Source organism: Granulosicoccus sp. 3-233 (genome assembly GCF_052681095.1).
On sequence record NZ_JBQYLE010000008.1, the window covers coordinates 186,848 to 213,092 of the forward strand.

Below are 26,245 nucleotides of genomic sequence, written 5' to 3' on the forward strand. Positions count from 1 at the left end.
AAGCTTTCATCGTTGTCGCATCAGCACGATATACAGGTTTCATATGACAGAACTTGAATATCGCAATATGAGGCTAATGGTGAATGCCCAGTCAGGTCAATGTTTTTCTCCGAATCAGACCGGTTTCCTGTCTGTTACGAGAAGTGTCGGGCGAACACGCATTTTCATGCCTCGAGGATCTCATTGACAGTCATACGGGTCTGTATTAAGTTTTAAATCAAGGAATATGAGTTTTATAATATAGAACTTTTTTTGGAGGTGCTTTCAGGTGAGCAACGATCCGGTTCGGGAGATTCACTGGCCGACAACAGCGACGGCCAGACCGCCTTGCTCGCGCCTTGAAGAGGATACGACGGCAGATGTCGTCATCATCGGTGGAGGTCTGACCGGCTGTCGCACCGCACTGGGACTGGCCGAGGCAGGCCTTTCGGTGGTTCTGCTGGAGGCCCGAGACATCGGTTGGGGAGCCTCGGGGCGCAGTGGTGGACAATGCAACCCTGTCTGGCGCCAGACCCCGGATGAGCTGGCAAGCCGCTTTGGTGACGCGCGTGCAGAGCTTCTTGTCAGAACCACATTGAGTGCGGCAGATGATCTGTTTCACGATATCGAACACTACGATGTCGAATGCGATGCGGTTCAGAACGGTTGGGTGCAGGCGGCGCATACCCGTCAGAGCAGGCGATCTCTGGAGCATCTGCAGGCCGGCTGGTCGCAGGCAGGCGCCCGAATCGATCTGCTCGAGGCAGAGCAGGTCAAGGACATGAGCGGTTCACCAGCCTATCGCTTTGCCCTGTTTCATCAGGCGGGCGGGCATGTGCATCCACTGTCACTGACGCGTGGTTATGCGCGTGCAGCGCAGGCGCGTGGCGCACGGATTTTCTGTGAAGAGCCGGTGCAATCCATGGAGCGGCGAGACGGGAAATGGAAGGTCAGCACAGTGAAGGGCAGTGTGACAGCCGAACAGGTGGTGCAGACAACCAATGGCTATACCGGAACCTCACCGTCACCGGGTTTGCAGAAGACGTTCTTGCCGCTCGTGAGCATTGCCCTGGCGACAGAGCCCCTGAGTGAGTCGCTGCGAGCAACCGTGCTGCCCGGTTCGGTTACCTTGTCCGATACCCGCCTGGCCATCTATTTCTGCCGATATGACCGCGATGGTCGCCTGATCTTCGGTTGTGTCGGGAGCTCCGAGCACGTAGGCAAGCTGGCCATTGCTCGTTTGCAGAAGGGGCTGCATACGGTCTTTCCGCAACTGCGGGGCACGGCGTTGGAGCGTACCTGGGGAGGGCGTATCGCGGTCACGCCGGAGATGATGCCGCACATTCATGAGCCAGCACCGGGGCTGACGTCTGCTCTCGGTTTCAGTGGTCGCGGTATTGCCATGACCTCGGTCATGGGCCGTGCACTGACTCGCAAGGTGCTGGGAGAGCCCGAGAGCAGTCTGCCATTTCCCGTACAGCCCGTAAGCGCCATACCGTTTCATGGTCCATTGAAGGCCATGATCCCCATGGCAGCCCCCGCCATGAGCGTCAAGGATCGTCTGGATTCGATGATGGGAGGGCTTTGAACCGACAGTGGCATCATGACGTCTTTTACTGCATGATTCGAATGTCCCTGAACCTGTCATGATGTGATATCCGGCGTGTCTGAGCAATTGACCGAATCTCCAGCCGAGCAGCAAGCCTGGGCTTTGCTGATGGCAGCACGCTCGCTGATGGATGAGTGGCTGGCCAATGATGTTTCCCATGGCTCGTCGAATGCCGGTGACATTGCGTTGCGCTATTCGCATGGGGATGGCTCGGTATCCAGAGTGTCTGCCAGCGAAGGGCAGGTACACCTTCGCCTGCAGGCAGATAGTGGTTGGCATCAGGCAGATGACCTGCCTGTCGAGACACAACACCTGCTGGAGCTGTACCTGCCCATTCTGGGCACACCGCTGCAGCCAGCGCATGTCGTTGCGCACCTGGGGCAGAGTGTCGATGCCAGGATCGCGACTTGCAGTGGCGATGCCTTCTTCGTAACCGGCGAGGAAAACCGCAAGCATCTGCATCGTCTGCGTTCCCTGTGTCAGGCAGTGGTGGTCGGGGCCGGTACCATCACGGCAGACGATCCGCAGCTGACCACGCGCGCGGTCAGAGGTGAGAGTCCCGTGAGAGTCATCATCGACCCGGCCGCGCGTGTGCCTGCGGATACGCGGATTCTCAATGACGGCCAGGCTTCCACCTGGCTGTTGCATGACAGCAAAACCGATCTGTCGGCCTGTCCCGAACTGCCTGGCTGTCGCCGAATAGCCGTTGAGTCGGACGGGAAGGCGCTGGAGCCTCGCGCCATACTTGCCGTGCTGGCAGATCAGGGAATCAGGCGAGTCTTCGTGGAAGGTGGTGGGGTAACGGTGTCGCGATTCTTCAATGCGCGCTGTCTGCATCGTCTGCAGATTGCAACGGCTCCGGTGCTGGTCGGTGACGGCGTGCCGGCCTTGCAGATTCCGGGTGCGCAGAGCATGTTGCAGGCACTGCGTCCGGCCTACAAGCTCTACAGGATGGGTGAGGATGTCATGTGGGATTTCGAACTCGATGACAATCTCTGGGAGGGCAGGGCACACGAAGCAGAGGTGTCTTCGGCAGCCAAGGGTCCGTCGGTCACGAGGTTGTGGGCGGGGCGCTGAGAGGCAGCGACAGGATGTCGGTATGCCCCACGTCGAGTGACGATTCCATGCTTGCAATATGATCGAGGCGATGCGCATGCCATTGCTCGAGAGCATCAGCTTCTGCCGGGGCCAATTCTTCGGCCGCTGCCAGCCAGCCAGCGAGCAGGGCTTGTTGCAGGGCCTGTTGGCGAGGACCGATCTGCCAATCGCTGCGCTCGACCTGACATTGCTGATGTCGGCTCAGCAATTTCGCCAGAGCCTGTCCTGCCTGCGGTCCCATTGCCGGTCCGAACCCCTTGTTGCCGAGCTGGTGCCTGTTCAGCAGAGCCATGGTTCGTACGTCGTATTGCTCTTCGGGCTGCCAACTGATGCGCCCATCGTAGTTGAGCACGAACAGAGAGGCACACTGATGGCTGATGCATTGTTCGGCCAACTGCTGTAGCCAGGCCTGTGAAGTCAGATCCAGCAGGGCAGAGGCTGTGATCAGCTGAGCTGACTCGAAGGGCAGGGTATGCAGCTCGTTGGCAAGATCCGCCTGTTGCCAGCGTAGACGGGCACTGAAATTCATGCCTGCAACCTCGATGGCATTGGCGCTGGCGCTGACGTCAAGCCGCCTCTGGCCAGCCCATTGCCGTATCGAGATCGGCAGCTGCGTCAGGAGCATCTCGTCGTGATCGAACAGCGTCCACTCCTGCCCATGTCCAAGGTGAGGACATAGAAACCGAAAGTTGGAACCGGTGCCACAGCCCATTTCGATGACGGTCAAGCCGGGTTGCGCGCAAGCCCAGTCTGCCAGTTGTCGCGTCAGGCTCTCCGACCTGGCGTCGTGATCAGCCGGTTCGCGCAGCGTCAGCCATTCGCTACTGAATCCGGCAGGATTGCCGTTCGTCACCTGGTCTACCATTGCAGGGCCTCATTGAATTCCATGGCTGCCTGTGACCAGCTGCGGAGCCGGCTTCTCGCCTCTCTGGCCGCTGTTTGCAGGTCAGACCGAGTCTCCGGGTGTTCCAGAAACAGGCGCAATGCGGCGGCCAGCGCCTGGGTGTCGCCGGCTGTACACAGCAGGCCGGCGTTGGCAGGCACGGTGGCTGCCATGGCTCCGGCATCGCTGGCGACGATCGGCAAGCCGCGTGCGATGGCTTCGTCGAGCACCATGCCATAGCCTTCGTGAAAGGAGGCCAGAACGAACAGATCGGCTTCATGGTAGAGCGCACTCAGCGTCTTTTCGTCCACTTCACCGGGAAACCGTACCCGATCCTGCAGGGCCAGTGCCCGTGTCTGGGCGAACAACGCCCGGGCGACAGTCGTATCACGCTCGGCGCTGCCGGCGCAGACCAGATTCCACGGAAGGTCACGAAGACTGGCCAGCGCATCGAGCAGAACGCGGTGTCCCTTGCGCTGCGTGAGCGTCGCAACGCACAGCAGTCGAGGTGTCCCGGTGCCGGAGCCTGCGGCCAGTGGCGCGCTGTCTGTGCCGGGGCAGACGGTGACTATCGCTGTATCGGGGACACGGTAGTCGCGCAGTGACAGAGCTGTGGTTTCACTGGTCGTGATGATTCGGTCTACCTGAGCCAGGGCAGCGGACTCCTCCTGTTTCAGCTGTCTGGCAGTGTCGACGTCGATGCCGGTCTCCAGTGCCAGCGGGTGATGTACCAGTGAGATCAGACGCAAGCGGCCTGCCTGCGTTGACAAAGGCTCCGCCAGGACGCCACCAGCCAGACCGTCGATCAGCACCAGGGCGCCATCGGGAAGACCCGCCAGGCAGGCTTGCGCATGTGCCCTGTCGCGGGCATCGGGAAACGGAAAACTCTCACCAAGGGTGATCAGCTCTACGGGTCTGCCAAGCTGGCGCAGACCCTGAATGATGCGCCTGTCATAGCGATAGCCACCCGTGAGCGTGTCGATGTCACCGGGGATCAGGAAATACAGCGTGTCGATCGAGCGTCTCAAGCGGGCAGATCACCTTCGAAGGCTGCCCAGGCAATATGGGATTCATGCAGAGTCACCTTCATTGTGGTCAGCCCCCTGGCCGCTGGACCCAGTTCACCGGCGCTGATGCGGGCGGCAATTCTGTCGAAAATGACAGCCGCCAGAAATTCGGTGGTTGTATTCTTGCCAGCGAATTCGGGGACTTCGTCCAGGTTCTGGTAGTTGAGGTCGGCCAGAACGGCAGCCAGTTGCTGGCTGGCCAGACCGATATCCACCACCAGTCCGTCATCATCGAGCTGCGGGCGACGCATTTCAAGGTCGACCACATAGGTAGCTCCGTGCATGCGTTGTGCCGGCCCGAATATCTCACCCTTGAAACTGTGGGCGATCATGAAATGTTCTCTGACGTTCAGACTGTACACAGGCAGGTATCCGGTTTCAGGTGGTTTTACGATGGTATCTGATACGATGGCACAGCACATCCCGACCACCATTCATCAGAGTGCCGAATACCTCGGGTAGTTCGGCAAAATCACTTTCTCCGCTGATCAGTCTGTCCAGTACCTCGTCGTCCAGCAGACGGATCGCCAGAGACAGACGGCGGCGGTAGTCCCAGCGAGCGCGCTGAGTCGAGGCAATCTGCCCGACCTGTGACGAACGAATCTGCAGGCGGCGGGAATGGAATGCCTGGCCAAGAGGCACCTTGACCGGACGGTCTCCATACCAGCTCAATTCCAGTACGGTGGCCTCGAATCCTGCCAGCGCCAGAGCGGTCTCCAGTCCTTGCTCGCTGGCCGAGGCATGCACCACCAGATCGCGTTCCGTCTGCGCCCGCTCAGGCAGGCTGAAGCTGGCCCCCAGTGCCCGTGCCAGCGTTTCCCGGTCAGCATTGATGTCGACCAGCTCGACCTCGCAGCCGGGTATGGCCGCGGCCAGCCAGGCCACCAGACAGCCGACAACGCCTGCACCGACCACGCTGACCTTGTCACCGATGGCAATCCGTGCATCCCACAGGGCATTGATGGCCGTTTCCAGATTGGCGCACAGAACCGCCCGGCCGGCGGGTATCTGCGATGGAATGGGAGTGACAGCGTCTGCCGGCACCACGTATCGGCTCTGGTGCGGATACAGACAGAACACCTGTTGACCGAGCAAGGACGCCGGTCCGTGTTCGACAAGGCCGACATTGATGTATCCATACTTGACCGGCCAGGGGAAGTTGCCTTCCTGAAACGGGGCCTTCATGCGCTGATACTCCCCCGAAGGTACCGCACCGTTGAAGACGAGCGATTCGGTGCCGCGGCTGATGGCCGAATAGAGCGAGCGGACGGTAACCTCGTTCGGCCCTGCCTCGGGCAATGCGGTGCTGCGTATCTCTCCGGATCGTGCTCCGGTAATCCAGAAGGCGTCGGCGTCCATGGGGCTCTGAGTGTAAAAGGGCGAGTATAGCGTCAGCGGCCGGGTGCGAGGTGAGGAGCCCACGCCTTACAATGTCGGTAGACTTGGCCTATAGTAACCGCCCCCTCGCAGCCGCCAGCATCTCCAGTGAATCCGGTCAAAGGCATTATCCTCAAGGTCCTGTCGGTCGGCCTGTTTGTCATGATGTTCTCCTGCGTCAAGGCCTCTGCTGATCATGTTCCTTCGGGGGAGGCGATGTTCTTTCGCTCCTTTTTCGCCATTCCGGTGCTGTTGGGCTGGCTGATGTTTCGCGGAGAATTCCCCGGCAAGCTCAGGGCCGTGGACCCGATGGGGCATGTGTGGCGTGGCATGATGGGAAGCTGCGCCATGGGGCTGGGATTCCTGGCCGTGGGTTTGTTGCCCCTGCCTGAAGTGGTGGCCATCGGCTATACCGCCCCGTTCATGGTGACCATACTGGCCGCCATGTTTCTCGGCGAACGCATTCGGGCGGTCCGATTTGCCGCGCTGCTGCTTGGCCTGTTCGGTGTCTTTCTGGTCGTGTTGCCGCGATTCACCGACATGGACTTCGCCACTTCCAGCCGCCTGGAAACCATAGGTGCCTTTGCTGCACTGATGGCGGCGGTGTTCTCGGCATTGGCGCAGGTGTTTGCTCGCAAGCTGGTGGCAACGGAAAGTACGGGTGCCATCGTCTTCTATTTTTCCTGCATGTCTTCCCTGCTGGCGCTGCTGACTCTGCCTTTCGGCTGGGTATTGCCATCGGCGCATTCCTTTGCGCTGCTGGTGGCGGGTGGATTGCTGGGTGGCGTTGGCCAGATTCTGCTGACGGAAAGCTACCGCCATGCCGAGGTGGCCGTCATTGCGCCCTTTGAATACAGTTCGATATTGCTGGCACTACTGATCGGCTATTTTGTGTTCAGCGAGGTGCCGACGCCGTTGATGCTTACCGGCGTGTTGCTGATCATCATTGCCGGTGTTGTCATCATTCTGCGTGAGCGACGGCTGGGTATACAGAGGACACCCAAAGCCAAGGGCGCGGTACCCAATCAGGGCTAGCCGCAGCGGCGGCGTCCGGTGTGCGCCCGGGTCAGCCACCCCCGGGCTTGCATGGCTCAGCCCGATCGGCCCCTGCCGGGAGGTTGCTGACCTTTCAGGTGGTGCAGCGTGGCCATCAGGGCTGCAGCATTGAGCTGGACAATGACCTTGAGCAGATTCATTACCCGGTTGCCGGTGCCGGGCATGTTCAGGTAGCTTGCGGCCACCAGTACGTAGAAGATCCACTGCAGCGCGAACATGATATCGAGGAAGGTGCCCTCACCGAGCAGGGCGCTGACAAACGCGGTGATCAGTGCATAAGGCACCAGCAGGCGGAACAGCTTGTGAGACAGGAATTGCCACCAGACCGGGTTTCTGGATGGCTGGAACAGCCAGGGATTTGCCTGGAACGATTGCCAGTTGCCGGCCAGATTGCGCACCTTTTTCTGAAATTCCTGCCGGATATTGTCCGAGGCCTTGTCGTAGGCATGCGCGCCAGCCACGAACAGCGTGCGCTTTCCCTGTTTCAGCAATCTGACCGGGGTGTCGAATTCGTCCAGCAGCGTGGCGTTTCGATTGGGCTTGAAGTCACGCCGGCGAATGGCGTACAAGGCGCCGGTGACCCCCGTCGTCGAATACAGGCGACTCTCGTTTTCGCGAATCCATTTCTCGTAGCGCCAGTAGAGGCCGAAGTTTCCGGCAGCCAGGCTGGTTGGATCGGACAGGACCAGTTCACCGCTGACGGCACCCACCTCCGGGTACTGCAGATAGGGCACCAGCTTTTTCAAGGCATTGCCTGATACGGGCAGGCGTGCATCCATGAACACGATGATGCGGCCGCTGGCCAGGGCAACCCCCTGTTTGATGGCGCTGCTCTTTCCAACCGGCGTTGCCAGATGCAGATACTTGCGATCGGGATAGCCGAAGAATGCACTGTGCAGCCAGGCCTCTGTGCCATCGGTGGAGCCATTGGACACGAAGATCCATTCGACCTTCGACGCCGGATAGTCCAGTGCTGCCAGGTTGTTCAATCTGGCCGGGAGAAAACGGGCTTCATTACAGGTGGGAATCACGATGCTCACCGAGGGCCAGTGCTCCGGGACCACGGTACTCAGTACCGGCTGCGACCGTGCGCGCAGGTGCAGCAGCAGTGGAAACACCGCGTAGGTATAGGCAATGAAACCCATGGAAACCAGGAATAGATAGATCATGTCCGGAGATGCAGCACACCGCGATTGAGAGGTGGAACCCGCGCCATTAAAGCATGCCCACAGGTCACTTCTGTAACCCTGTTACCTAAAGTTCGCGCAAATGCCTACAGTCGCCCGAGTCATGGCCGACTACCTGAAGATTGGGGTTCGCCGGTATTCGGTGCTGCCACTCAACGGATAATGGATGGATCAATGCTTCGAATAGTGGATTGTCTGACTCTGGATCATGAGCTGAGTCTGATTCTGCTGGCAGGCCTCATCTGTCTGCTGGGTTGCACGACCTGCATGATCGTGGGTGGTCGGGTCATGTCCGCTGAACGGTCCCTGCTCTGGATGTCGCTGCTGAGCCTGTGTGCTGGCTGTACCGCCTGGTCCACACATTTCATTGCCATGCTGGCGTATCAGACGAGTGTGCCGATCAGCTATGATTTTTCGTTGACCGTTCTGTCCTTGCTGGTCGGTACCGTGGTTGTCAGCATCGGTTTCCTCGTTGCCTTCAGGCTGCGTGGCCAGCGACTCTTTCGTGCCATGGGGGGTGTGCTGGTCGGATCCGGTGTGGCCGCCTTGCACTACATCGGTATGGACGCACTTCGATTTCCCGGATCCTTGAGCTACGACATGGACCTGGTTGTCGTCTCCCTGGTCGCCACCACCTTGTTCGGAGCACTGTCCGTCGACATCCTGTTCGATCGTTCGAAGGCCAGCTGGAAACCGGCGGCAGGGGGCCTGATGCTGCTGATGATACTGTCATTGCACTTTGTGGGCATGTCGGCCACCCGCATGGAGCTTGGCTTCTTTGATGCCGAAACCGGAGTATCGCGTACCTTTCTCATTGCCGGGGTCACACTGGCATCGCTGACCATTCTGACGATCGGCATCATTGCGGCGATTGTCGACCAGCGTGTATCCGGTCAATTGGCAGCCCAGGCGGAACGCTTCAGAGTGCTGGCTGATGGCGCTTTCGAGGGGCTCATCGTGCACCGCGACCTGACCATTCTGGACACCAATCTGGCCGCTCGCAAGTTGCTGGGTCTGGATGACAACTTCAGCGAAAGGTGCCTTTCCGACTGGTCCATCGAAGCGCTGGAAAAGCTGCAGATGGACGATGATGCGGTCATCCAGGAGATTCAGGTTCGCGGTGACAACGGCACCGACTTTCCGGCGAAACTCTGTCGTCGCGCCATCATGCTGCAGACTGGCGAAGTGGGGGAGATGATTGCCATACGCGACCTGACTCAGCGTCGTCAGAGCGAGGCCAGAATTGCCCACCTTGCGCTGCACGACACGTTGACAGATCTGCCCAACCGGCGCCTGTTCAACGAACTGGCGAACAGTGCCATAGCAAGAGCCCGGCAGATCAACGGATCCTTTGCGCTGCTGGCCATGGATCTGGATAATTTCAAGACGGTCAATGACATGTATGGGCATGCCATCGGCGATGAGTTGATACAGCTCGTGGCCAGACGCATGAGTGCCTTGCTGGGAGACGGTGATGTGGTTGCACGACTGGGTGGGGATGAATTCAGCCTGTTGTCGATCTCGGCCAATCAACCTGAACAGGGCATGGCACTGGCGAATCGCATTCACGACATCTTCAAGTCCAGCATTGAACTGGAAGGGGCGCAGTTGCTGGTCGAGGCATCCATCGGTATCGCCGTATATCCGATGGACGGTGACACCCTTGAAGATCTGATGCGCAATGCGGATACCGCGATGTATGAATCCAAGGCAGAGGGCAAAGCCACGACGAGATTCTTCGAACCGCGCATGAATGTGCAGCTGGACGCGCGGCGCGCCTTGGAGTCGCGCCTCAGACAGGCACTGGAACTCGATGCTCTGACACTGAACTACCAGCCTCTGGTCAGTTGTTCAAGTCGCTCCCCGGTCTGTTTCGAAGCCTTGTTGCGGTGGACGGATGCAGAGTTGGGGAGTGTATCGCCGGTGGACTTCATTCCGGTGGCAGAGCAGACCGGTCTCATCGTGCCCATCGGAGAATTCGTTCTCCGTCAGGCCTGTCGGGATGCAGCAAGCTGGCCGGAACACATCCGGGTGGCCGTGAATCTGTCAGTGGCTCAGTTCGGCAAGTACGACATCGTCGGAATGGTCAGGGATGCGCTGGAATCAAGTGGTATCAGCGGCAAACGCCTGGAACTGGAAATCACCGAATCGCTGCTGATGGAAAATCAGAACGAGGTATTGGCGGCTCTGGATGAACTCAAGGCACTGGGCGTCCGAATAGCCATGGATGATTTCGGTACCGGCTATTCTTCCCTGAGTTATCTGCAGAGTTTCAGTTTCAACAAGCTCAAGATAGACCGGGCCTTTGTATCCAATCTGGAGAACAATCCGCAGAACGCCAGTATCGTCGAGGCCGTGGTGTCCATGGGCAAGAGCCTGCAGATGCGAGTGGTGGCAGAAGGCGTGGAAACCAGTGCGCAGGCCGATATCCTGTCAGCGCTTGAATGCGATGAGCTGCAGGGGTATCTGATCTCCAGGCCAATGCAGGCGGCGGATGTTCAGGCCTTTCTCGACGGCGTATCCCCGTACACGGGAGAGGATGATTCCCCGTCGCTGGCTGCCTGATGGACCCTGTCAGGATCAGCGCAGCCCGGAGACGTGGCGTTGCGATTGCTCAAGCCAGGCCGGAGCCGGTTCTGCACCCCAGCCCGGTCGGTCCGTGACCGTCGCCTGTCCGTCGACGATGTCGTAAGGCGATTCCACGAAAAGCGCGTCCTGCCAGGGGTAGTAGTCGAGCCCTTCGATCGAGAACTCCAGGTACTTGCCGGCATTGGGGATGGCGCGCAGCAGGTGCATGGTGAACAGCGTGACCATCGACAGATTGGCACAATGAGGCGTACAGGGCAGACTTGCCTTGTCAGCCATGGCGGCTACCTGCAGCGTGCGTTGCAGACCGCCGAGATAGCAGATATCCGGTTGGACGATGTCCACGACGTGCTCGCTGATCATGCGCTGCCAGCCGCCGAGTTCGCAATCCTGTTCGCCACCGGTCACATTGATGGAAAGCGCCTCGGTGACCTGTCGGGTCTGCTCGTATTCCCAGTAGGGACAGGGTTCCTCGAAGTGCTCGATATTCTCGTCCATCAGCAGTTGCCCGACTTCAATGGCTCGGGCGGGTGAATAACAGGAGTTGGCATCGACCAGCAGGCTGACATCCGGGCCGAGCGTACGACGTATCAGCGGGACGATTTCCTCGGTTCTGCCAGGCCATTCATCCCTGTCATGGCCGTATTCCGAGCCGATGCGGAACTTGAAGGCGTCAAAACCCTTGTCAACGGCCAGTCGTTCGAGGCGGCGGGCCTCATCGACAGGTCGGATTTCGCGCTGCATGGAAGAGGCATAGGCGCGCACCGTACCCGGTGTGCCGCCCAGCAGGGAGCACACGGGCAGGTTCTCCAGTCGACCATGCAGATCCCACAAGGCGGTATCGAGCCCGCCGATGGCGCGGTACAGGTGCGAGCCGGGAAACTTGTGCTCGCGTTCGCGTACCAGTGTCACCAGGGCGTCGATGTCCGTGGCGTCCTGCCCCAGCACATGAGGCGCAACCTGACGATGCAGGATCAGCGAAGTGATGTCGGCATGATAGGGGGCTACCTGCCGCCAGCCGAAAGCCCCGTCGTCGGTGATGACCTTGACGAAGCAGACGAATTCGTTATAACAGGTCTCGAGGGAGGCGATTTTCACGGCCGGCTTCTCCAGGCGACATTCATGACAGGGTTATGACAGAATGCGGTCAGATGGAAGGATAAACCATTTGCATGCAGACGCCTGACGCGATACTTTCTGAAGGCTATGATCGACTCTGCCATGTCAAATCGCCTTGTGGCTGTCCGATTTTCTGCGGGAACCGCAATAACCTAACTGGAAAGAATGGACCATGCAAATGAAATCCGTATTATCCGCCATTACTGCATCTGTGGCACTGAGCCTGGCATCCGGCGCTCAGGCCGAGACGTTGCGCCTGCTGACCTGGGGCTCCTACGCGCCCGATAACGTCATCGAGATGTTCGAGGAAAAATACCCCGATATCGATGTCGAGGTCACCTATTCCAATAACGAGGAAATGATTGCCAAGCTGCGGGCTACCGGCGGAGCCGGTTTCGATCTTGCGCAGCCAAGCCATGACCGCATCTACGCAGCGCAACTGGAATTCGACATCTACAAACCGCTGGATCTGTCGCAGATCGACACATCGAACATGACGCCCAAGCTACTCGACGGTGTCAAGGAAAATGCCACTATCGATGGGGAAGTCTATGCTGTTCCGCATCAGTGGGGAACCACCGGCCTGATGGTGAATACTGCCGAAGCGCCTGATGTCAAGAACTGGGGCGATCTGTGCGATCCCGCCTACGAGGGCAAGACCTCCATGCGTCTGAAGCGCACCATTCTGCTGGCAACTGCCTACTCGCTGGGTGAGGACCCGTTTGCTGCCTACTCCGATCTGGACAAGTATCAGGGCATCCTGGACGATGTCACCACCAGATTGATCGAATGCAAGGACAACATCAAGGCCTACTGGCAAGGGGGTGATGATCTGTCGGCGATGATGCTCTCCGGAGAGATCGTAGCCGCCGAATCCTGGGATTCCACAGCCTACAAACTGTTCGGTGAGAACCCCGACATCAAATTCGTACCGCCGGCAACCGGTGCACTGGCCTGGATCGATACCTTCGTGCTGCCACGCAAGGGTAAGGCCGATGATGCAGCCTACAAGTGGATCAACTTCGTGCTGCAGCCGGAGATTGTCGAGCTGATGTCTGCCAGTACCGGCGCCATCGCATCCATCAACGGTGCCGCAGACTTGTTGCCGGAAGACAAGAAAGCCGCCGTCAATGCTGCCTTCAGCGATGCCGATATCGACAACCTCAAGTTCTTCGCCAACATTCCACCAGGCGTGGAGGACATGGAAGGCAAGGCGCTGGAAAAGATCAAGGCTGCCACCGGCGGTTGATGGTGTGCCCGGCCTGTATTGCTGCATGCGGACAACAATGCCTGCATGCCATACAGGCCGGACCATGACCTTATTGTGAGGCCTATCGAGAAAACGATGACAGAACACGCGTTTGACCTGGAATGCATCGATGTTTCCAGACAGTTCGGGAGCGTACGCGCGGTCGATAACGTATCCCTGAGTATTCCCCGGGGCAGTTTCTTCTCGATTCTCGGTCCTTCCGGGTGTGGCAAGACCACACTCATGCGCATGATCGCAGGCTTCGAGAAACCGGATCATGGCGATATCCGGATCAAGGGAAAGTCGGTTCTCAAGGCCGCTCCCAACAAGCGCAATGTCAAGATGGTCTTTCAGCATCTGGCCCTGTTCCCGATGATGAACGTACACGACAATATCGCCTATGGCTTGCGATGCGCCGGCGTACCGGCAGCGGAGATCACCCGGAAGGTACAGGACGTTCTGGAACGCGTGGCGTTGCCGGATGTGGCCAAGCGTGATATCCAGCAGCTCTCGGGAGGCCAGAAGCAGCGCATTGCCATTGCCCGCTGCATGGTTCTGGACCCGGACGTCCTGTTGCTGGACGAACCTCTGGGTGCACTGGATCTGAAGCTGCGCGAAGCCATGAAGATCGAGCTCAAACTGCTGCAGCATCAGTTCAACACCACCTTTGTCTATATCACGCACGATCAGTCGGAAGCCCTGGTGATGTCTGACCAGGTTGCCGTCATGAATCAGGGGCGCTTCGAGCAGGTCGGTACGCCACAGATGCTTTATCAGCAACCCGAAACGGCCTTCGTGGCAGGTTTTGTCGGTGACTCCAATCTCTGGCATGGCACGGTGGAATCCCTGACAGAGCAGGGAGCCATGCTACGTACCGCCGCCGGCCAGTCGATACAGGCGCGACTGTCGGGCAAGACGGCCGGTCGCGTCGGTGATCGCGTCAGCATCTATACGCGACCGGAATTTCTGACGGTGGAACCGCAAACCGGTTCGGCTGACGTCGCGGATGTGGCGGGGACGCTGAATTCGCTGGAAGGCCGTGTCGACAGCGTCCTGTTCAACGGCGCCAACAGCCGTTTGCTGGTACGCACCGCAGAAGAGGCGCTGGTGGAAGCGGATGTGACCCTGACCGGTGGCAGTGACGATATCAGACCGGGAGAGAACGTCAGGTTGCAATGGTCGATGCAACAGACCGTCTGTTTCCCTGAATCCGCGACACAGGCGGGCTGATCGCCGTGGGCTCCGATATTCGCAAGCTCTCCCTGCTGCTGCTTTTTCTGCCTTTCAGTCTGTGGATTCTGTTGTTGATCATATTGCCGCATGTGGGCATGGTGATATTGTCCCTGCGGGAGAAAGTGGCGCCACGAGTCTATGAGTTCGGTTTTGGCAATTACATCGACTTCTTCATGGAGCCCATCTACTGGAACACCCTGATTCGTACCGGGCTGATGTCTCTGCTGGTGACATTCCTGGCACTTCTCATCGGTTTTCCGGTGGCTTACTACATAGCCAAGCTGGCTGGTAATCGCACCAAGGGCATGCTGTTCATGCTCTGCCTCATTCCGCTGTGGGTGAGCGATCTGATTCGCGCTTTCGGCTGGATATTGCTGCTGCGCGAATCGGGCATCATCTCCAGTTTTCTGGTGAGTAGCGGCCTGATCGATACGCCCATCGAATTCCTGTACACCGATGCCACGGTGATCATGGGGTTGGTCTACACCGTCATGCTGTTCATGATCGTGCCGCTGGTCTCCACGCTGGACGGCATGGACAATGCCATGATCGAGGCGGGTTACAACCTGGGTGGCAATGGTTTTACCGTACTGCGTCGTATCATCATTCCCTACGCCATGCCGGGTATCGTGTCCGGTTGCATCGTGGTCTTCATGATGACGGCGGGCAGCTACCTGACTCCGATCCTCATGGGTGGCAAGAATTCCAGCTGGTTTACCGAGCAGATCTATGATCAGTTCATCAGTCGCTACAACTGGGAATCCGGTGCCGCTTTCGGTTTCCTGTTGCTGGCATTTACCTCGGTGGTTGTCTGGCTGGGCCTGAAACTCTCCGGGCAGACGCTCTCCAGTACCGTGGCGAAAAGCTGATGAGACTCCACTACCGCAGGATGACCTCATGTTGATTCGTGGCACGGGCAGCGGCGCCGCATCGGCCTTGTTCAGGCTTTACGTACTGGCGTTTTTCATCTTTCTGGCCGCGCCCCTGCTGGCTGCCGGCATGTTCGCCTTCAACGATTCGCAGTTTCCCTCCCTGCCATGGCAAGGCTTCACGCTGGACTGGTTCTTCAACGACACCGAGCCGAAGCTGGGCATGTTTCACGATCGTCGTCTGCTGCGTGGTCTCAATGTCTCCTTCATGATTGCAGTGGCAGTTGCCGTGTTGTCGGTTTTTGTCGGTACCTGCAATGCCTTCCTGTTTGTGCGAGGCAACTTCCCGGGCAAGAATTTCTTCTACATACTGATGGTTTTGCCTCTGGTGATTCCTGGTGTCATTCTTGGTATATCCATACTTGCGCTTGCCAGCAATGTGGCAAACGGGGTCGAGGAAGCCTTCAGCCTCGAACTGGAATTTCTGCGCCCCGGCCTGTTGCTTGTCATCCTCGGGCAATTTTCCTTCATCACGACCATTACCTCGCTGGTCATTACCGCCAGGCTCAAGAAGTTCGATATCTCTCTGGAGGAGGCGGCATTCAATCTGGGGGCCAGCCGTGCCGGTGTACTACGGACCATCACACTGCCATTCCTGCGACCCGCCATGATTGCCGCCGGTATAGTGGCCTTTCTGGTGTCCTTCGAGAACTTCAATACCACCTTGTTCCTGGTGGGCTCCGATGCGCCACTGACCATCACGATGTACGACCGCATGGTCAAGGTCGGATCGACACCGGTGCTCAATGCGGTGTCTGTCTTTCTGATGCTGGGTTCGGGCGTACTGGCACTGATCTCCTTGCTGGTACAGCGGGACAAGCCGAAGACCTGAGGCGGAGGTGTCTGTTCAGGGCAGGCCTGCCAGTGACGGTAATGGTAGCTGGCAGGAACTGGTGCGGCTCAGTGTGCCGTTGCCAGGCGTGAGGCCGGATCAGGAAAATATCGCTGACTGCCGCTCAGGTCGTAAGCTCAATGGCGGCGCCTGATCGTGACGAGGATTCGATTGCCGCGATCAGTCGGTGAGCGGCAAGTGCCGCACGACCGCTGACCAAAGGCGCACGACCCTGCTGTACTGCCTCGATGAAATCATCGATGATTCCCTGATGCCATTCATGCTTGACCACGACCGGCCCCTGCTCAATGGTGACTGGCGGTGTGCTTGCTTCTCTGTCGAAGCGGCCATCACGCCAGAAAATCTCCAGGGCATCGGCACCAATACGCATTGAACCGTGTTCGCAGTGCAGGGTGATGCTCTCGCGACCATGCGGAAAGGTGGCGGTGCTGGCGACCAGTGAGCCGACGGCACCGGAGGAAAAGTGCAAACCTGACACAGCCAGATCCTCGGCTTCCATCGTGTGCAATGGGGTGGTGGCTGTCATTGCCTGTACCCGGGTGACGGGGCCGGTCATGCTCAAGGCCAGGTCGATGGTATGTATGGCCTGCGTCAGCAGCACGCCGCCGCCATCGCGCTCATAGGTACCACGACCCAGTTCGTCGTAATAGGATTGAGGGCGCCAGAGCGGTACGGCAATCTCGATGTGACCCGCTTTGCCCAGCGCGCCGTCGGCCAGTCTTCGGGCAGCTGCCATGGATGGGGCACGCATGCGATGCTGGAACAGGACGCCGAGTGTCACGCCTGCGCGTTCGCAGATGTCAACGACCTGTGTGGCCTCGTCGAGAGTGCGTGCCACCGGCTTTTCCAGCAGGATATGCTTGCCAGCCCGCGCAAGCGTCTCGATCAGTTCGATGCGCACACTGGGTGGTGTGGCAACGATCACCACCTGTATGCCCGGGTTCTCGGTAACGGATGACAGCTCGCTGGTGAACAGGGGAGCAGGTCCTGCGTAATACTCGGCCAGGTATTGCGCGCGTTCCGGACGTCGCGACACGATGGCTTCAAGCCGGACACATGGACGAGAGGCAGAGAGCGCCGCCACATGCGTCTTTGCGATCATGCCTGCGCCAATCAGCGCAATGCCCGTGGATGACAAGTTGTCTGCGTTGCTCATTCGGTGTCTGTTCCGTCTGCCTGTTCACAGCATACTATGACCGTTCGGGTGATCCTTCTTCAAAGATGGTTGCGCCCTCGGGCAGCACTTCCCAGGTAGCCTTGGAGCCCACGAATATATGCCGTTCGATCTCGACTCCGGGATCACCATTGATGCAGCCCAGCGTCACACCATGCACCTGACCGTTCATGACGCCACACAGTGCGGAGCCGCACCGACTGCAGAACATGAGGCCTTCACCGTGTACACCGGTGTACGTGGTCAACAGCTCCTCACCGCTCAGCCATGTGAATTCAGCAGGATCAACTTCTGCGTAAGCCGAGGCCTGGGAGCTGAACGCCTTGCGGCAGCGCGAGCAATGACAGGACCGGGCATTGTGTAGTGTTCCCGACACCTCGTAACGCACGGCGCCACAGAAACATTCGCCGGACAGGTGCATGGCAATCTCTCCAGAATGGCAATGGGTTTAGTGTAGTCTGAAGAGAGCCGCCAGAGGTGAAGTTGACGTTGGCACAGCCGGTCTGCTTCACTGCCGAGTTTCGTGAATCCTGATGAGAAACCGATATGACTTATCCTGAAAGCAATGACGTCGGTGATCTGTTCCAACCTTTCGAACTGCCGTGTGGCGTGGTTCTGAAAAACCGTATCGTCAAATCAGCCATGTCCGATTCCCTCGGCGATGGCTGCGGTAATCCCAGCGATGCACAGATGCGCCTGTATGAGCGCTGGGCCGATGGCGGTGTGGCTGCATCGATCATCGGGGAAGTTCAAGGTACACCGCATTTTGCCGAGAAGCCGGGAAATCTTGTCTTGCGTCAGGACGCCGATCTCCCGCGCTTCAGGGAACTGGCGCGCAGAGGTGCGGCGGGAGGTACTCAGCTATGGCTGCAACTGGGGCATGCCGGCGCAATGGCTCACCCACCCATCAGTACGCCGAAGGGGCCGAGTGCCATCGATATACCCGGTCTGACGTGCGACGCTCTGACACTGGATGAAATCAGGGCACTGCCTGCCGAATTCGCGCGCACTGCATCTCTGGCACAGGATCTCGGCTTCGGAGGTGTGCAGATTCACGCGGCTCATGGTTTTCTGCTGAGCCAGTTTCTCTCGCCCTTGTTCAACAAGCGTGATGATGCCTATGGCGGCAGCCTGAGTTCACGTATGCAGCTGTTGCTGGAAGTGGTCGAGGCCGTACGCGACGCCGTCGACCCGGGCTTTGTGGTGGCGGTGAAGCTCAATGCCACGGATCAGCTGGAAGAAGGCTTTGCCGAAGACGAGTCTCTCGAGGTGGTTGCGGCACTGGATGGCACCGGTATCGATCTGATCGATATCAGTGGTGGCACCTATTTCCCGGGGGCGAAATCCGCCTCTGACAGTGCGGGTTCAGGTCCGTATTTTCTTCACTTTGCAGCACTGGCACGGGAGCGGACATCGAAGCCTCTGATGGCTACCGGTGGTTTCAAGACGCGACAGCAGGCCGTCGATGCACTGGTGTCGGGTCATGTGGATCTGACCGGTATTGCGCGCGGGTTCGTACTGGATGCCGCTCTGCCGAAGAACTGGCAATCGCCCGATACCGTCGACCCGGTATTTCCACGATTTTCATCGACGCCTGTTGGTGGTGTTACTGCCTGGTACACCCTGCAGCTGACACGAATCGGCGAGGGCCGGGAAATCGCAGAGATGCCGGATCTGGAGGCGGTTGTCCGCGATTATGATGAGCGCGACCGGCTTCGGTCGGACAAATGGATAAAGCATTTTTCCTGAGATGCCGGACAGGTAGTGATTGCGGTTTGCAGTCCGGCGAACTCGGGCGGCAATCAAGACGGCAAGATCTGAGTCGTGAGTCGTGAGTCGTGAGTCGTGAGCCGTGAGTCTGTGAGTCTGTGAGCCGTGAGTCTGTGAGTCTGTGAGCCGTGAGTCTGTGAGTCTGTGAGTCTGTGAGTCTGTGAGTCTGTGAGTCCGTGGCTCGAGGGCAAGCCAGACTCTCAAACCTGCTCTCGACGCCCACGCTGAGCCAGTTTCCGGCGGCGCTGGGTGAATTGCTCGTGGGATTGTTCCGTACCATCGTGGAACGATCCGAATACCTTGTCCCAGGGCACCTCCAGACTGCCGTAGTTGCATTCGAAGTAGCGATGATGCATCTGGTGGTGAAAGTTGCCCAGAGCCATTGCCTTCCTGTGCCTGAGCAGCATGGCTTCGAATCCGGCGTGTGACGTTGCAGCAGTCAGTGCCTGGTGCTGCATGTGAAACAGGATATGGACGGGGTGGGCGGCCACAAGCCAATGGATCAGAATCGAGCTGAAGAACAGGATATGCTCGAGCGGGTGCATGGACAGGCCTGACCATGGACCGATGTTGGTGTTCCGATGATGCAGGGAGTGGGCCATTCGGTAGAGCGGTGGCCAGTGCAGAAAGCGGTGGATCCAGTAGAAGTGAAAGGATATCCACAAGGGCGTCAGGAAAAACAGGGCAATGAACCACAGCGGATTCTGCGTCCACAGCAACATGGGTGCATGGCCGTTTGCCATGGCCCAGAGCATGAGGACTTCATAGGCAGTCCAGAAGAAGACGCCACTGCCGAGCGTCCAGACCATGTTGTCACGCAGCTGGCTGTGGAATGTGAACCGACGTCCTCTGGCATTGACTTGTTCGGGGTCGAATTTCAGGCGATCACCCTGTGTCCTGCGGGTATGCAGGAAGAAATGCAGCCCCCCGGCGACGATGACGATCAGCGCGGTGTTGCGCAGGAACATCAAGGCGATCCAGGTGAACTCGAGACTCTTCGTGATTTCCAGCGACGGTTGCAGGCAGTACCAGGTCAGCATGGCCAGGCCGGCGATGATCACATTCTCTCCGAGCACCAGCCAGCGAGCTGCGAACCAGTGGCCGATGGCTGCCGGGTCGAGAGGCCATTGAAAGAGCGGAGAAGTCTGAATTGCCCCTTCAGGACGGTAGTTCCATTGACGGGAAAAGCGACTCTGCGAAGTCTTGCCTTTACCTGGCGAGGTATCGTGGTTCACGTTCCATGCTCCTGACAGAGACTCTACGCAACAAGGTGCCGAATTCTCAATGATTTGAAAAACTGATTTTTTGAATCATGATCCTCTGAAAATCAGAGGAAGCATCGGCATGCGATTGTCCATCAAGGTTATGCATTATTTTCTGACGGCTGTCGACCGTCGTTCCATCGTCCAGGCAGCACAGGACAGAAATGTTGTTCCTTCCGCCATTTCAAACGCGATTGATGCGGTGGAAGAGGAGTTCGGTCTGAAGCTCGTTCAGCGTTATCCGGCCAAGGGCATTCAACCGACCTCGGCCGGCATGCTCATTGCGCAGAAGATTCGCCGGCTGATCGAGGCGCCGCCCTACCTGCTGCTGCCACCGACACATCCTCTGGCCAGACGACGGTCCGTGTCGTTCCGGGAGCTTGCCGGACTGGACATGATATTGCTGGACTTGCCATTCACGACCCGCTATCTGCGCGGCTTGTTCGACGACGCCGGATTCGAGCCGCAGATCGTGGCCACGGCGTCGAGTTCGGAGATGATCAGGAATCTGGTAGGTGCAGGAGTGGGGTGTTCGATACTCAACATGCGTCCGCTGGCAAGTGCAACCCAAAGCGGCAAACCGGTGGTCGAAGTGGCGATCAGACCACCGATGCAATCGCTGCGTCTGGTGCTGGGGTCTCTGAATGGCAAACCGCGTCGTGTTGTCAGTGCCGTGAGAGAATCCATTCTGGCGTATTTCGATACGCCGGAGGCACGCAGGCTGATAGTCCCTTATCGAGGACGACAAGGGACATAGAGCCCCGAACGAGCCATCAAGCCGCTGGCATTTCCTCATCCAGATAAACCTGGATGATGTCGTCAAACGAGGACTCAGCCTCGAAACCCAGGGCAATGGCACGTGCCGGATCGAAGTCCTCGGCCCAGTTGGCGACAATCCCGCGGATGATGGCATCCGGTTCACGCTTGATCAGTTTCACCGCATCGCTGCCGACGACCCGGCCGAGTGATTCGATCTGCTGCGCCACGGTCGCGCTGAGTCCCGGCAGATTGATGTTGCAGCGTGAGCCCATGTCGTCGCGGCTCAGTGACGCAGACTTGATCAGAAAGCCGATGGCGGCCCGGGGGCTGGCAAACCAGTGGCGCACGGTATCATCAACCGGCAACACGGCAGGTTTGCCATTGATGGGTTCGCGCAGAATATTGGAGAAGAAGCCCGAAGCGGCAAGATTGGGTTTGCCCGGACGAATGCAGATGGTTGGCAGACGCAAGCCGATTCCCTGCAGAAAGCCGCGCCGGTTGTAGTCTGCCAGCAGCAGTTCGCAGATGGCTTTCTGTGTGCCGTAACTGGTCATGGGGGCATGCAGGAATTCGTCGTGAATCCTGTCGGGAAAGGGAGCACCATAGACCGCAATCGAGGAGGTGAAGATGAACTTCGGTGTGTAGCCGTTCTGCTCATGGCCTGCCCGAATGGCTTCCAGAAGGTCACGCGTGCCATCCAGATTGATGCGATATCCCTTGTCGAAATCCGCTTCGGCCTCGCCGGACACGATGGCAGCCAGATGGTAGATCACATCAGGCTGCTCGGCGATCAGCTGCTCGGCAACGCCGTTCTGCGTGAGGTCCACTGCCTGCGTGTGCAGGGTGATGTCGGCAGTCTCATCAGCTGGCTGGATAGCGGGCTCCACAATGTCCACCAGAGACAGTTGCGTGATCCGGTGACCGTCGAGTTGTCCGTCATTCAGCAGGCGACGAGTGAGTTTTGCGCCAACCATGCCTGCAGCGCCGATGATGAGAATCTTCATGAAACAAGGTGGATTTGCTCGAAGGGCTCACCAGAATACTACGGGCGAGGCCCTTGTGCGACTCTTGCGACATTGATGGACGTCGGTGCACAGCGCGATGCCATCTCGCATCGGGAATCGTCAATGTCGCGATCAGTCCTGGCCGGCCATGCTGGCTGGCGACGGATGCGCATTCAGAAAATCGATGACACGGTGCAGATCTTCCAGAATCGTGTGGCCGAAGGTGCGGAACTCGGCATCGGGTTGTACCAGTGAAGGTATCTGAATGACCTGCATGCCGGCTGACAGGGCAGCTCTGACCCCATTGGGTGAATCCTCCAGCGCCAGACAATGAGCTGGTTCGACCCCGAGTCGTTGCGCCGCCTTGAGGTAGATGTCCGGAGCAGGCTTGCCTTGAGCCACCTGGTCGCCGCCGGTGACATGGGCGAATCGATGCAGGATGCCTGAATTGCGCAGCTTGCCAATGGCGTGATCCGTGCGCGTGGAGGTTGCCACCGATCGGGCCATGCCGATCGCGTCCAGATGGTCCAGCAGCGCCAGTACGCCAGTCATCAGCGGAACCGCAGTACTGGTCTGTTCTACGTACAGCCCCGTCCAGGTCTGCATGAACTGATCAACCTGCAAATGCGCCGGCAGTCTCTCCTGCAGAATGCTCTTCGAAGTTGCATCGGTGGTGCCCAGCAGCTGCAGGTACAGCGCGAACTGATCTCCCAGCTCATGCTGATCGCAAACATTCTGGAAGGTGCTCAGGGCAATGCGTTCGCTGTCAATCAGCAAGCCATCCATATCGAAAATCGTTGCAGCTATGTTCATCGGGGGATCCATCGGGGTTGGCGCTGGCTGATGCAGTCCGCGAATGGTACCGTGGCATCCGTCCTGATTGAAACCGGAATGAAGCGCTGCGCATGAACGACCACGTTTCCCATGCAGAGTCGACCAGTGTGTCGGATGCCGTTGCCACACGGCGCTCTCTGCGAGCCTTTCTGCCCGAGCCGATTCCGCGGCAGACGCTGGAAGCACTGTTGCAGAAAGCCGCACGGGCTCCCAGTGGGACCAATATGCAGCCGTGGAAGAGCTATGTGCTGACCGGCAGGCGTCGGCAGCTATTGTGCGAAGCCGTGTGTGCCGCCTTCGACGATCCGTCTGTCGAAGCCGTCAGCGAAGTCGACTACTACCCGACGCAATGGTTCGAACCCTATCTGTCCCGGCGGCGGCAAGTGGGTTGGAGCCTGTATGGTCTGCTGGGTATCGGCAAGCGGGATCGGCAGCGCATGCATGCTCAGCATCGCCGCAATTTCCAGTTCTTCGACGCGCCAGTGGGGCTGATCTTCACGGTGCACCGGGATCTGGCTACCGGCAGCTGGCTGGATTACGGCATGTATCTGCAGAACATCATGTTGCTGGCCAGGGAGCAGGGGCTGCATACCTGTCCGCAGGCCGCCTGGGCGGATCATCACGCGGTGATACGCCGCGAGCTGTCTCTGCAAGACGATGAGATCGTACTCTGTGGCATGGCTCTGGGTCATGCTGATCCGGAGGCCATCGAGAACACGCTGGTGACGGAGCGTGTGCCGCTGGCAGAGAACACGACCTTTCTGGACTGACAGACCTACTGACACGGACTGAGTGCCTGAGCGACCGGAATAACCGACATGATCGAATTCAGCAAGGAAGAGACCGACCGACTGACTCGCAAGATCCAGTTGTACTTCAATGATGAACTCGACCAGGACATCGGTCAGTTCCCTGCGCGATTCCTGCTCGATTTCTTCAGCGAGGAGATTGGTCCCTACTATTACAACCGGGGTCTGATGGATGCCCAGCAGGTACTGGAAACCCGCCTGTCGGAAGCCATTTACGAACTGGAAAAACCGATCAGCGACTGAGCGGTAGTGGTATCGTAAGCGTTTACAACGAAGCGGGATGAAACCTCATGAGCGGACTTCTGGACAACGTTGATCCTGATGGCATGCTGGAGTATTCGGTTGTCTATACGGATCGCTCCGTCAACCACATGTCAGCGCAGTTTCAGCAGACGATGCGAGACATTCACAGGACGCTGACGGACGTCTATTCGGCGCACCGGGCGGTCGTGGTGCCCGGAAGCGGCAGCTCGGGCATGGAAGCGGTAGCCCGCCAGCTGTGCAAGGACAAGCGCTGTCTGGTGATCCGCAATGGCTGGTTCAGTTTTCGCTGGTCGCAGATTTTCGATGCTGGCGACATTCCGTCCAGCCATGATGTCGTCAAGGCGCAGCAGGTCGAAGAGGGTCCACAGTCACCGTTCGCACCCGCGGCCATCGATGATGTCGTGGCGGCCATTGCCCGCGACCAACCCGACGTGGTCTGTGCACCGCATGTGGAAACCTCGGCGGGGCTGATTCTGCCGGATGACTACCTGAAAGCGGTAGCTGATGCCGTACACGCCTACGGTGGGCTGTTTGTCCTGGATTGCATCGCCTCGGGCACCATCTGGGTGGATATGCAGGCATTGGGAGTCGACGTGCTGGTTTCCGCGCCGCAGAAGGGCTGGAGTGGTTCCCCCTGTGCCGGCCTGGTAATGCTCGGCGAACGGGCCTACGCCATGATGCAGGAAACCGGCAGCGACAGTTTCACGCTGGATCTGAAGAAATGGTCGCAGATCATGGAAGCGTATCTCGACGGCAAGCACGCCTATCACGCCACCATGCCGACCGACGGTCTGATCGTGTTCAGAAACGTCATGAACGAGATTGCCGGGCTGGGTTTTGCCACGGTCAAGGAGAGGCAGGCCGAGCTGGGACAACGTGTCAGATCCTTGCTGGACGAGGCCGGCTTCGTCAGTGTGGCAGCTGAGGGTTTTCAGGCACCGGGTGTCGCGGTCTACTATACGGACAATGACGACATACACAGCGGCAAGGCCTTCGCGGCAGCCGGCATGCAGATAGCCGCAGGCGTGCCTCTGCAGGTCGATGAGCCGGCAGGCTTCAAGACGTTTCGCATCGGATTGTTCGGCGTGGACAAACTGAGCGATGTCGATGCAGCGGTCGAGCGGTTTGCCAGGGCTCTGCAACAGGTACGCAGCAGTACGGAGTCGGCTTCGGCCTGAGCGCGACCCGCAGCGCCTGCCACCTGCAGATCATGTCAGAGCAAACGCCAGCCACGACGTCCGGATCGCAGGCTGCATCGCAAGGTGACGTCGCTGCGGCGTTCTGGCGCAGGCGGCTGCGTGGGAGTTCCGGACTGCTGCTGGCTGGCACGATACTGGCCGTACTGCTGGCCTGCCTGCCGGTGACCGATACCGTGGGTCAGTCGCATGTGGATGCCGCCTTCAAGCGAGCACTGGTCGGTTATGCACTGGCCCGCGGACTCAATGGTGTGATCTCGGTGGCTCAGGGCACCGAGATCGCGATTCAGCCAGCCGGCATCGGCCTGAATCTGACGCCGGGGGAAATTCTCGATCCGGTCAACGATCTGGTAGAGCGCTTTTCCTGGATCATGATGCTGGCCAGCAGTTCACTGGGCGTGCAGAAGGTGCTGTTGTCGATGAGTGCCTGGCAAGGGCTATTGTTGGCCGTGGCGGTCACAGGTCTGCTCCTGTGCCTGTGTGTACTGCTTCCTCGTCTGCAGAACGGTCGACGGCTGGCGCAACGATTGTTTCTGTTCGTGCTTTTGCTGCGCTTCATGATGCCCGCAGTCAGCATCGCCAATGACTGGGTGTACCGTACCTTTCTGGAAGCGGATTACATTGCAGCCTCGGCCACACTCGATGAGGCACAGCAGGCCATAGGCCGGATCAATGAAGAGGTGATGGCGGAGCAGCAGGAAGAGCCGGCATCGATGATGGAACGCGCGCGGGCTCTCTACAACAGCGCTCTGGCGCAGATGGATATCGACCAGCGTCTGCAGCGCTATCGCGACGCGGCCGAATCGATCAGCGAAAGCACCATCCGGCTGGTGGTCGTGTTTCTGATGCAGACACTGGTTTTCCCGCTGGTGTTCCTGTTTGTCATGCTGGGGCTGATACGCCGGCTGGCCAGACCCTGGAGCGGCTAGCCGGCGCCGATTCGACTCG

Annotated in this window: 25 protein-coding genes; 14 read left to right on the forward strand and 11 right to left on the reverse strand. The window is 58.8% G+C overall.

Annotated elements, in window-relative coordinates; genetic code table 11:
* The first annotated feature begins 268 nt into the window (after positions 1–268).
* Positions 269–1,567: an NAD(P)/FAD-dependent oxidoreductase gene (locus ACUNV4_RS20495; protein WP_430880476.1), complete on the forward strand. Its 1,299-nt coding sequence runs from the start codon at positions 269–271 to the stop codon at positions 1,565–1,567.
* A 75-nt stretch (positions 1,568–1,642) separates the two neighbouring features.
* Positions 1,643–2,665, forward strand: a complete 1,023-nt coding sequence (locus tag ACUNV4_RS20500) for a RibD family protein (RefSeq protein ID WP_430880477.1) — start codon at positions 1,643–1,645, stop codon at positions 2,663–2,665.
* On the opposite strand, the gene ACUNV4_RS20505 is transcribed toward ACUNV4_RS20500, so the two are convergent.
* Genes ACUNV4_RS20505 through ACUNV4_RS20520 form a run of 4 tightly spaced genes read right to left on the reverse strand, consistent with a single transcriptional unit; the run spans position 2,640 to position 5,995 of the window.
* Positions 2,640–3,551 carry a class I SAM-dependent methyltransferase gene (locus ACUNV4_RS20505; RefSeq protein WP_430880478.1) on the reverse strand — a complete coding sequence of 304 codons (912 nt, stop codon included), beginning with the start codon at positions 3,549–3,551 and terminating at the stop codon, positions 2,640–2,642. The genes ACUNV4_RS20500 and ACUNV4_RS20505 overlap by 26 nt on opposite strands.
* The gene (locus ACUNV4_RS20510) at positions 3,545–4,597 is read right to left on the reverse strand and encodes a glycosyltransferase family 4 protein (RefSeq protein ID WP_430880479.1); all 1,053 of its coding nucleotides are present in this window, start codon (positions 4,595–4,597) and stop codon (positions 3,545–3,547) included. Before ACUNV4_RS20510 ends, ACUNV4_RS20505 begins: the two co-directional genes overlap by 7 nt.
* Positions 4,594–4,998, reverse strand: a complete 405-nt coding sequence (locus tag ACUNV4_RS20515; RefSeq protein WP_430880480.1) for a 6-pyruvoyl trahydropterin synthase family protein — start codon at positions 4,996–4,998, stop codon at positions 4,594–4,596. The genes ACUNV4_RS20510 and ACUNV4_RS20515 overlap by 4 nt, the downstream gene beginning before the upstream one ends.
* Positions 4,999–5,014: 16 nt before the next feature.
* Positions 5,015–5,995, reverse strand: coding sequence for a zinc-dependent alcohol dehydrogenase (locus ACUNV4_RS20520; protein WP_430880481.1), 981 nt, complete (start codon positions 5,993–5,995; stop codon positions 5,015–5,017).
* Between the two features lie 126 nt (positions 5,996–6,121).
* Here ACUNV4_RS20520 and ACUNV4_RS20525 point away from each other — a divergent pair, with 126 nt between their 5' ends.
* Positions 6,122–7,048, forward strand: a complete 927-nt coding sequence (locus tag ACUNV4_RS20525) for a DMT family transporter (protein WP_430880482.1) — start codon at positions 6,122–6,124, stop codon at positions 7,046–7,048.
* Positions 7,049–7,104: 56 nt separating this feature from the next.
* Here the strand turns inward: ACUNV4_RS20525 and ACUNV4_RS20530 are convergent, their stop codons facing one another.
* Positions 7,105–8,238: a glycosyltransferase gene (locus ACUNV4_RS20530; protein ID WP_430880483.1), complete on the reverse strand. Its 1,134-nt coding sequence runs from the start codon at positions 8,236–8,238 to the stop codon at positions 7,105–7,107.
* 192 nt (positions 8,239–8,430) lie between these two features.
* Here ACUNV4_RS20530 and ACUNV4_RS20535 point away from each other — a divergent pair, with 192 nt between their 5' ends.
* Entirely contained in the window at positions 8,431–10,821 is a 2,391-nt protein-coding gene (locus ACUNV4_RS20535; protein WP_430880484.1) for a bifunctional diguanylate cyclase/phosphodiesterase, read from the forward strand.
* 15 nt (positions 10,822–10,836) lie between these two features.
* Here ACUNV4_RS20535 and ACUNV4_RS20540 read toward each other — a convergent pair whose 3' ends face one another.
* The gene (locus tag ACUNV4_RS20540; protein ID WP_430880485.1) at positions 10,837–11,940 is read right to left on the reverse strand and encodes a mandelate racemase/muconate lactonizing enzyme family protein; all 1,104 of its coding nucleotides are present in this window, start codon (positions 11,938–11,940) and stop codon (positions 10,837–10,839) included.
* A gap of 193 nt (positions 11,941–12,133) precedes the next feature.
* On the opposite strand from ACUNV4_RS20540, the gene ACUNV4_RS20545 reads away from it, so the two are divergent.
* The 4 genes from ACUNV4_RS20545 to ACUNV4_RS20560 all read left to right on the forward strand — a co-directional run bounded on the left by ACUNV4_RS20545 (position 12,134) and on the right by ACUNV4_RS20560 (position 16,204).
* Positions 12,134–13,210, forward strand: coding sequence for an extracellular solute-binding protein (locus ACUNV4_RS20545; protein WP_430880486.1), 1,077 nt, complete (start codon positions 12,134–12,136; stop codon positions 13,208–13,210).
* Between the two features lie 96 nt (positions 13,211–13,306).
* Positions 13,307–14,440, forward strand: a complete 1,134-nt coding sequence (locus tag ACUNV4_RS20550; protein ID WP_430880487.1) for an ABC transporter ATP-binding protein — start codon at positions 13,307–13,309, stop codon at positions 14,438–14,440.
* A gap of 5 nt (positions 14,441–14,445) precedes the next feature.
* Entirely contained in the window at positions 14,446–15,312 is an 867-nt protein-coding gene (locus ACUNV4_RS20555) for an ABC transporter permease (RefSeq protein ID WP_430880488.1), read from the forward strand.
* 28 nt (positions 15,313–15,340) lie between these two features.
* Positions 15,341–16,204 carry an ABC transporter permease gene (locus ACUNV4_RS20560; RefSeq protein ID WP_430880489.1) on the forward strand — a complete coding sequence of 288 codons (864 nt, stop codon included), beginning with the start codon at positions 15,341–15,343 and terminating at the stop codon, positions 16,202–16,204.
* A 124-nt stretch (positions 16,205–16,328) separates the two neighbouring features.
* Here the strand turns inward: ACUNV4_RS20560 and ACUNV4_RS20565 are convergent, their stop codons facing one another.
* Both ACUNV4_RS20565 and ACUNV4_RS20570 read right to left on the reverse strand, forming a co-directional pair.
* Positions 16,329–17,381, reverse strand: coding sequence for a Gfo/Idh/MocA family protein (locus tag ACUNV4_RS20565; protein WP_430880490.1), 1,053 nt, complete (start codon positions 17,379–17,381; stop codon positions 16,329–16,331).
* A gap of 34 nt (positions 17,382–17,415) precedes the next feature.
* On the reverse strand, positions 17,416–17,820 hold the full coding sequence (locus tag ACUNV4_RS20570) for a GFA family protein (RefSeq protein WP_430880491.1): 405 nt from the start codon (positions 17,818–17,820) through the stop codon (positions 17,416–17,418).
* A gap of 125 nt (positions 17,821–17,945) precedes the next feature.
* On the opposite strand from ACUNV4_RS20570, the gene ACUNV4_RS20575 reads away from it, so the two are divergent.
* Positions 17,946–19,148, forward strand: a complete 1,203-nt coding sequence (locus ACUNV4_RS20575) for an NADH:flavin oxidoreductase/NADH oxidase family protein (RefSeq protein WP_430880492.1) — start codon at positions 17,946–17,948, stop codon at positions 19,146–19,148.
* Between the two features lie 221 nt (positions 19,149–19,369).
* On the opposite strand, the gene ACUNV4_RS20580 is transcribed toward ACUNV4_RS20575, so the two are convergent.
* Complete coding sequence (locus ACUNV4_RS20580; protein ID WP_430880493.1) at positions 19,370–20,404, reverse strand: sterol desaturase family protein; 1,035 nt, start codon at positions 20,402–20,404, stop codon at positions 19,370–19,372.
* Positions 20,405–20,513: 109 nt separating this feature from the next.
* Between ACUNV4_RS20580 and ACUNV4_RS20585 the strand changes: the two genes are divergently transcribed.
* Positions 20,514–21,188: a LysR family transcriptional regulator gene (locus ACUNV4_RS20585; RefSeq protein WP_430880494.1), complete on the forward strand. Its 675-nt coding sequence runs from the start codon at positions 20,514–20,516 to the stop codon at positions 21,186–21,188.
* 16 nt (positions 21,189–21,204) lie between these two features.
* Here ACUNV4_RS20585 and denD read toward each other — a convergent pair whose 3' ends face one another.
* Positions 21,205–22,194, reverse strand: a complete 990-nt coding sequence (gene denD / locus ACUNV4_RS20590) for a D-erythronate dehydrogenase (RefSeq protein ID WP_430880495.1) — start codon at positions 22,192–22,194, stop codon at positions 21,205–21,207.
* A gap of 132 nt (positions 22,195–22,326) precedes the next feature.
* The gene (locus ACUNV4_RS20595) at positions 22,327–23,007 is read right to left on the reverse strand and encodes an HAD family hydrolase (RefSeq protein WP_430880496.1); all 681 of its coding nucleotides are present in this window, start codon (positions 23,005–23,007) and stop codon (positions 22,327–22,329) included.
* Positions 23,008–23,099: 92 nt separating this feature from the next.
* Here ACUNV4_RS20595 and ACUNV4_RS20600 point away from each other — a divergent pair, with 92 nt between their 5' ends.
* Genes ACUNV4_RS20600 through ACUNV4_RS20615 form a run of 4 tightly spaced genes read left to right on the forward strand, consistent with a single transcriptional unit; the run spans position 23,100 to position 26,226 of the window.
* The gene (locus ACUNV4_RS20600) at positions 23,100–23,798 is read left to right on the forward strand and encodes a nitroreductase (protein WP_430880497.1); all 699 of its coding nucleotides are present in this window, start codon (positions 23,100–23,102) and stop codon (positions 23,796–23,798) included.
* Positions 23,799–23,846: 48 nt separating this feature from the next.
* Positions 23,847–24,080 carry a DUF2164 domain-containing protein gene (locus ACUNV4_RS20605; protein ID WP_430880498.1) on the forward strand — a complete coding sequence of 78 codons (234 nt, stop codon included), beginning with the start codon at positions 23,847–23,849 and terminating at the stop codon, positions 24,078–24,080.
* A 47-nt stretch (positions 24,081–24,127) separates the two neighbouring features.
* Positions 24,128–25,279, forward strand: a complete 1,152-nt coding sequence (locus tag ACUNV4_RS20610) for an aminotransferase class V-fold PLP-dependent enzyme (RefSeq protein ID WP_430880499.1) — start codon at positions 24,128–24,130, stop codon at positions 25,277–25,279.
* A gap of 32 nt (positions 25,280–25,311) precedes the next feature.
* Entirely contained in the window at positions 25,312–26,226 is a 915-nt protein-coding gene (locus ACUNV4_RS20615) for a hypothetical protein (RefSeq protein WP_430880500.1), read from the forward strand.
* Positions 26,227–26,245 lie beyond the last annotated feature (19 nt).

Excerpts from the sequence above, each read along its gene's own strand:
- ACUNV4_RS20535 (WP_430880484.1), top strand. The coding sequence starts at position 8,431 with ATGCTTCGAATAGTGGATTGTCTGACTCTGGATCATGAGCTGAGTCTG.
- ACUNV4_RS20600 (WP_430880497.1), top strand. The coding sequence starts at position 23,100 with ATGAACGACCACGTTTCCCATGCAGAGTCGACCAGTGTGTCGGATGCC.
- denD (WP_430880495.1), bottom strand. The coding sequence starts at position 22,194 with ATGAAGATTCTCATCATCGGCGCTGCAGGCATGGTTGGCGCAAAACTC.
- ACUNV4_RS20585 (WP_430880494.1), top strand. The coding sequence starts at position 20,514 with ATGCGATTGTCCATCAAGGTTATGCATTATTTTCTGACGGCTGTCGAC.
- ACUNV4_RS20565 (WP_430880490.1), bottom strand. The coding sequence starts at position 17,381 with ATGAGCAACGCAGACAACTTGTCATCCACGGGCATTGCGCTGATTGGC.
- ACUNV4_RS20520 (WP_430880481.1), bottom strand. The coding sequence starts at position 5,995 with ATGGACGCCGACGCCTTCTGGATTACCGGAGCACGATCCGGAGAGATA.
- ACUNV4_RS20570 (WP_430880491.1), bottom strand. The coding sequence starts at position 17,820 with ATGCACCTGTCCGGCGAATGTTTCTGTGGCGCCGTGCGTTACGAGGTG.
- ACUNV4_RS20610 (WP_430880499.1), top strand. The coding sequence starts at position 24,128 with ATGAGCGGACTTCTGGACAACGTTGATCCTGATGGCATGCTGGAGTAT.
- ACUNV4_RS20560 (WP_430880489.1), top strand. The coding sequence starts at position 15,341 with ATGTTGATTCGTGGCACGGGCAGCGGCGCCGCATCGGCCTTGTTCAGG.
- ACUNV4_RS20605 (WP_430880498.1), top strand. The coding sequence starts at position 23,847 with ATGATCGAATTCAGCAAGGAAGAGACCGACCGACTGACTCGCAAGATC.
- ACUNV4_RS20505 (WP_430880478.1), bottom strand. The coding sequence starts at position 3,551 with ATGGTAGACCAGGTGACGAACGGCAATCCTGCCGGATTCAGTAGCGAA.
- ACUNV4_RS20595 (WP_430880496.1), bottom strand. The coding sequence starts at position 23,007 with ATGAACATAGCTGCAACGATTTTCGATATGGATGGCTTGCTGATTGAC.
- ACUNV4_RS20550 (WP_430880487.1), top strand. The coding sequence starts at position 13,307 with ATGACAGAACACGCGTTTGACCTGGAATGCATCGATGTTTCCAGACAG.
- ACUNV4_RS20575 (WP_430880492.1), top strand. The coding sequence starts at position 17,946 with ATGACTTATCCTGAAAGCAATGACGTCGGTGATCTGTTCCAACCTTTC.
- ACUNV4_RS20545 (WP_430880486.1), top strand. The coding sequence starts at position 12,134 with ATGCAAATGAAATCCGTATTATCCGCCATTACTGCATCTGTGGCACTG.
- ACUNV4_RS20615 (WP_430880500.1), top strand. The coding sequence starts at position 25,312 with ATGTCAGAGCAAACGCCAGCCACGACGTCCGGATCGCAGGCTGCATCG.
- ACUNV4_RS20530 (WP_430880483.1), bottom strand. The coding sequence starts at position 8,238 with ATGATCTATCTATTCCTGGTTTCCATGGGTTTCATTGCCTATACCTAC.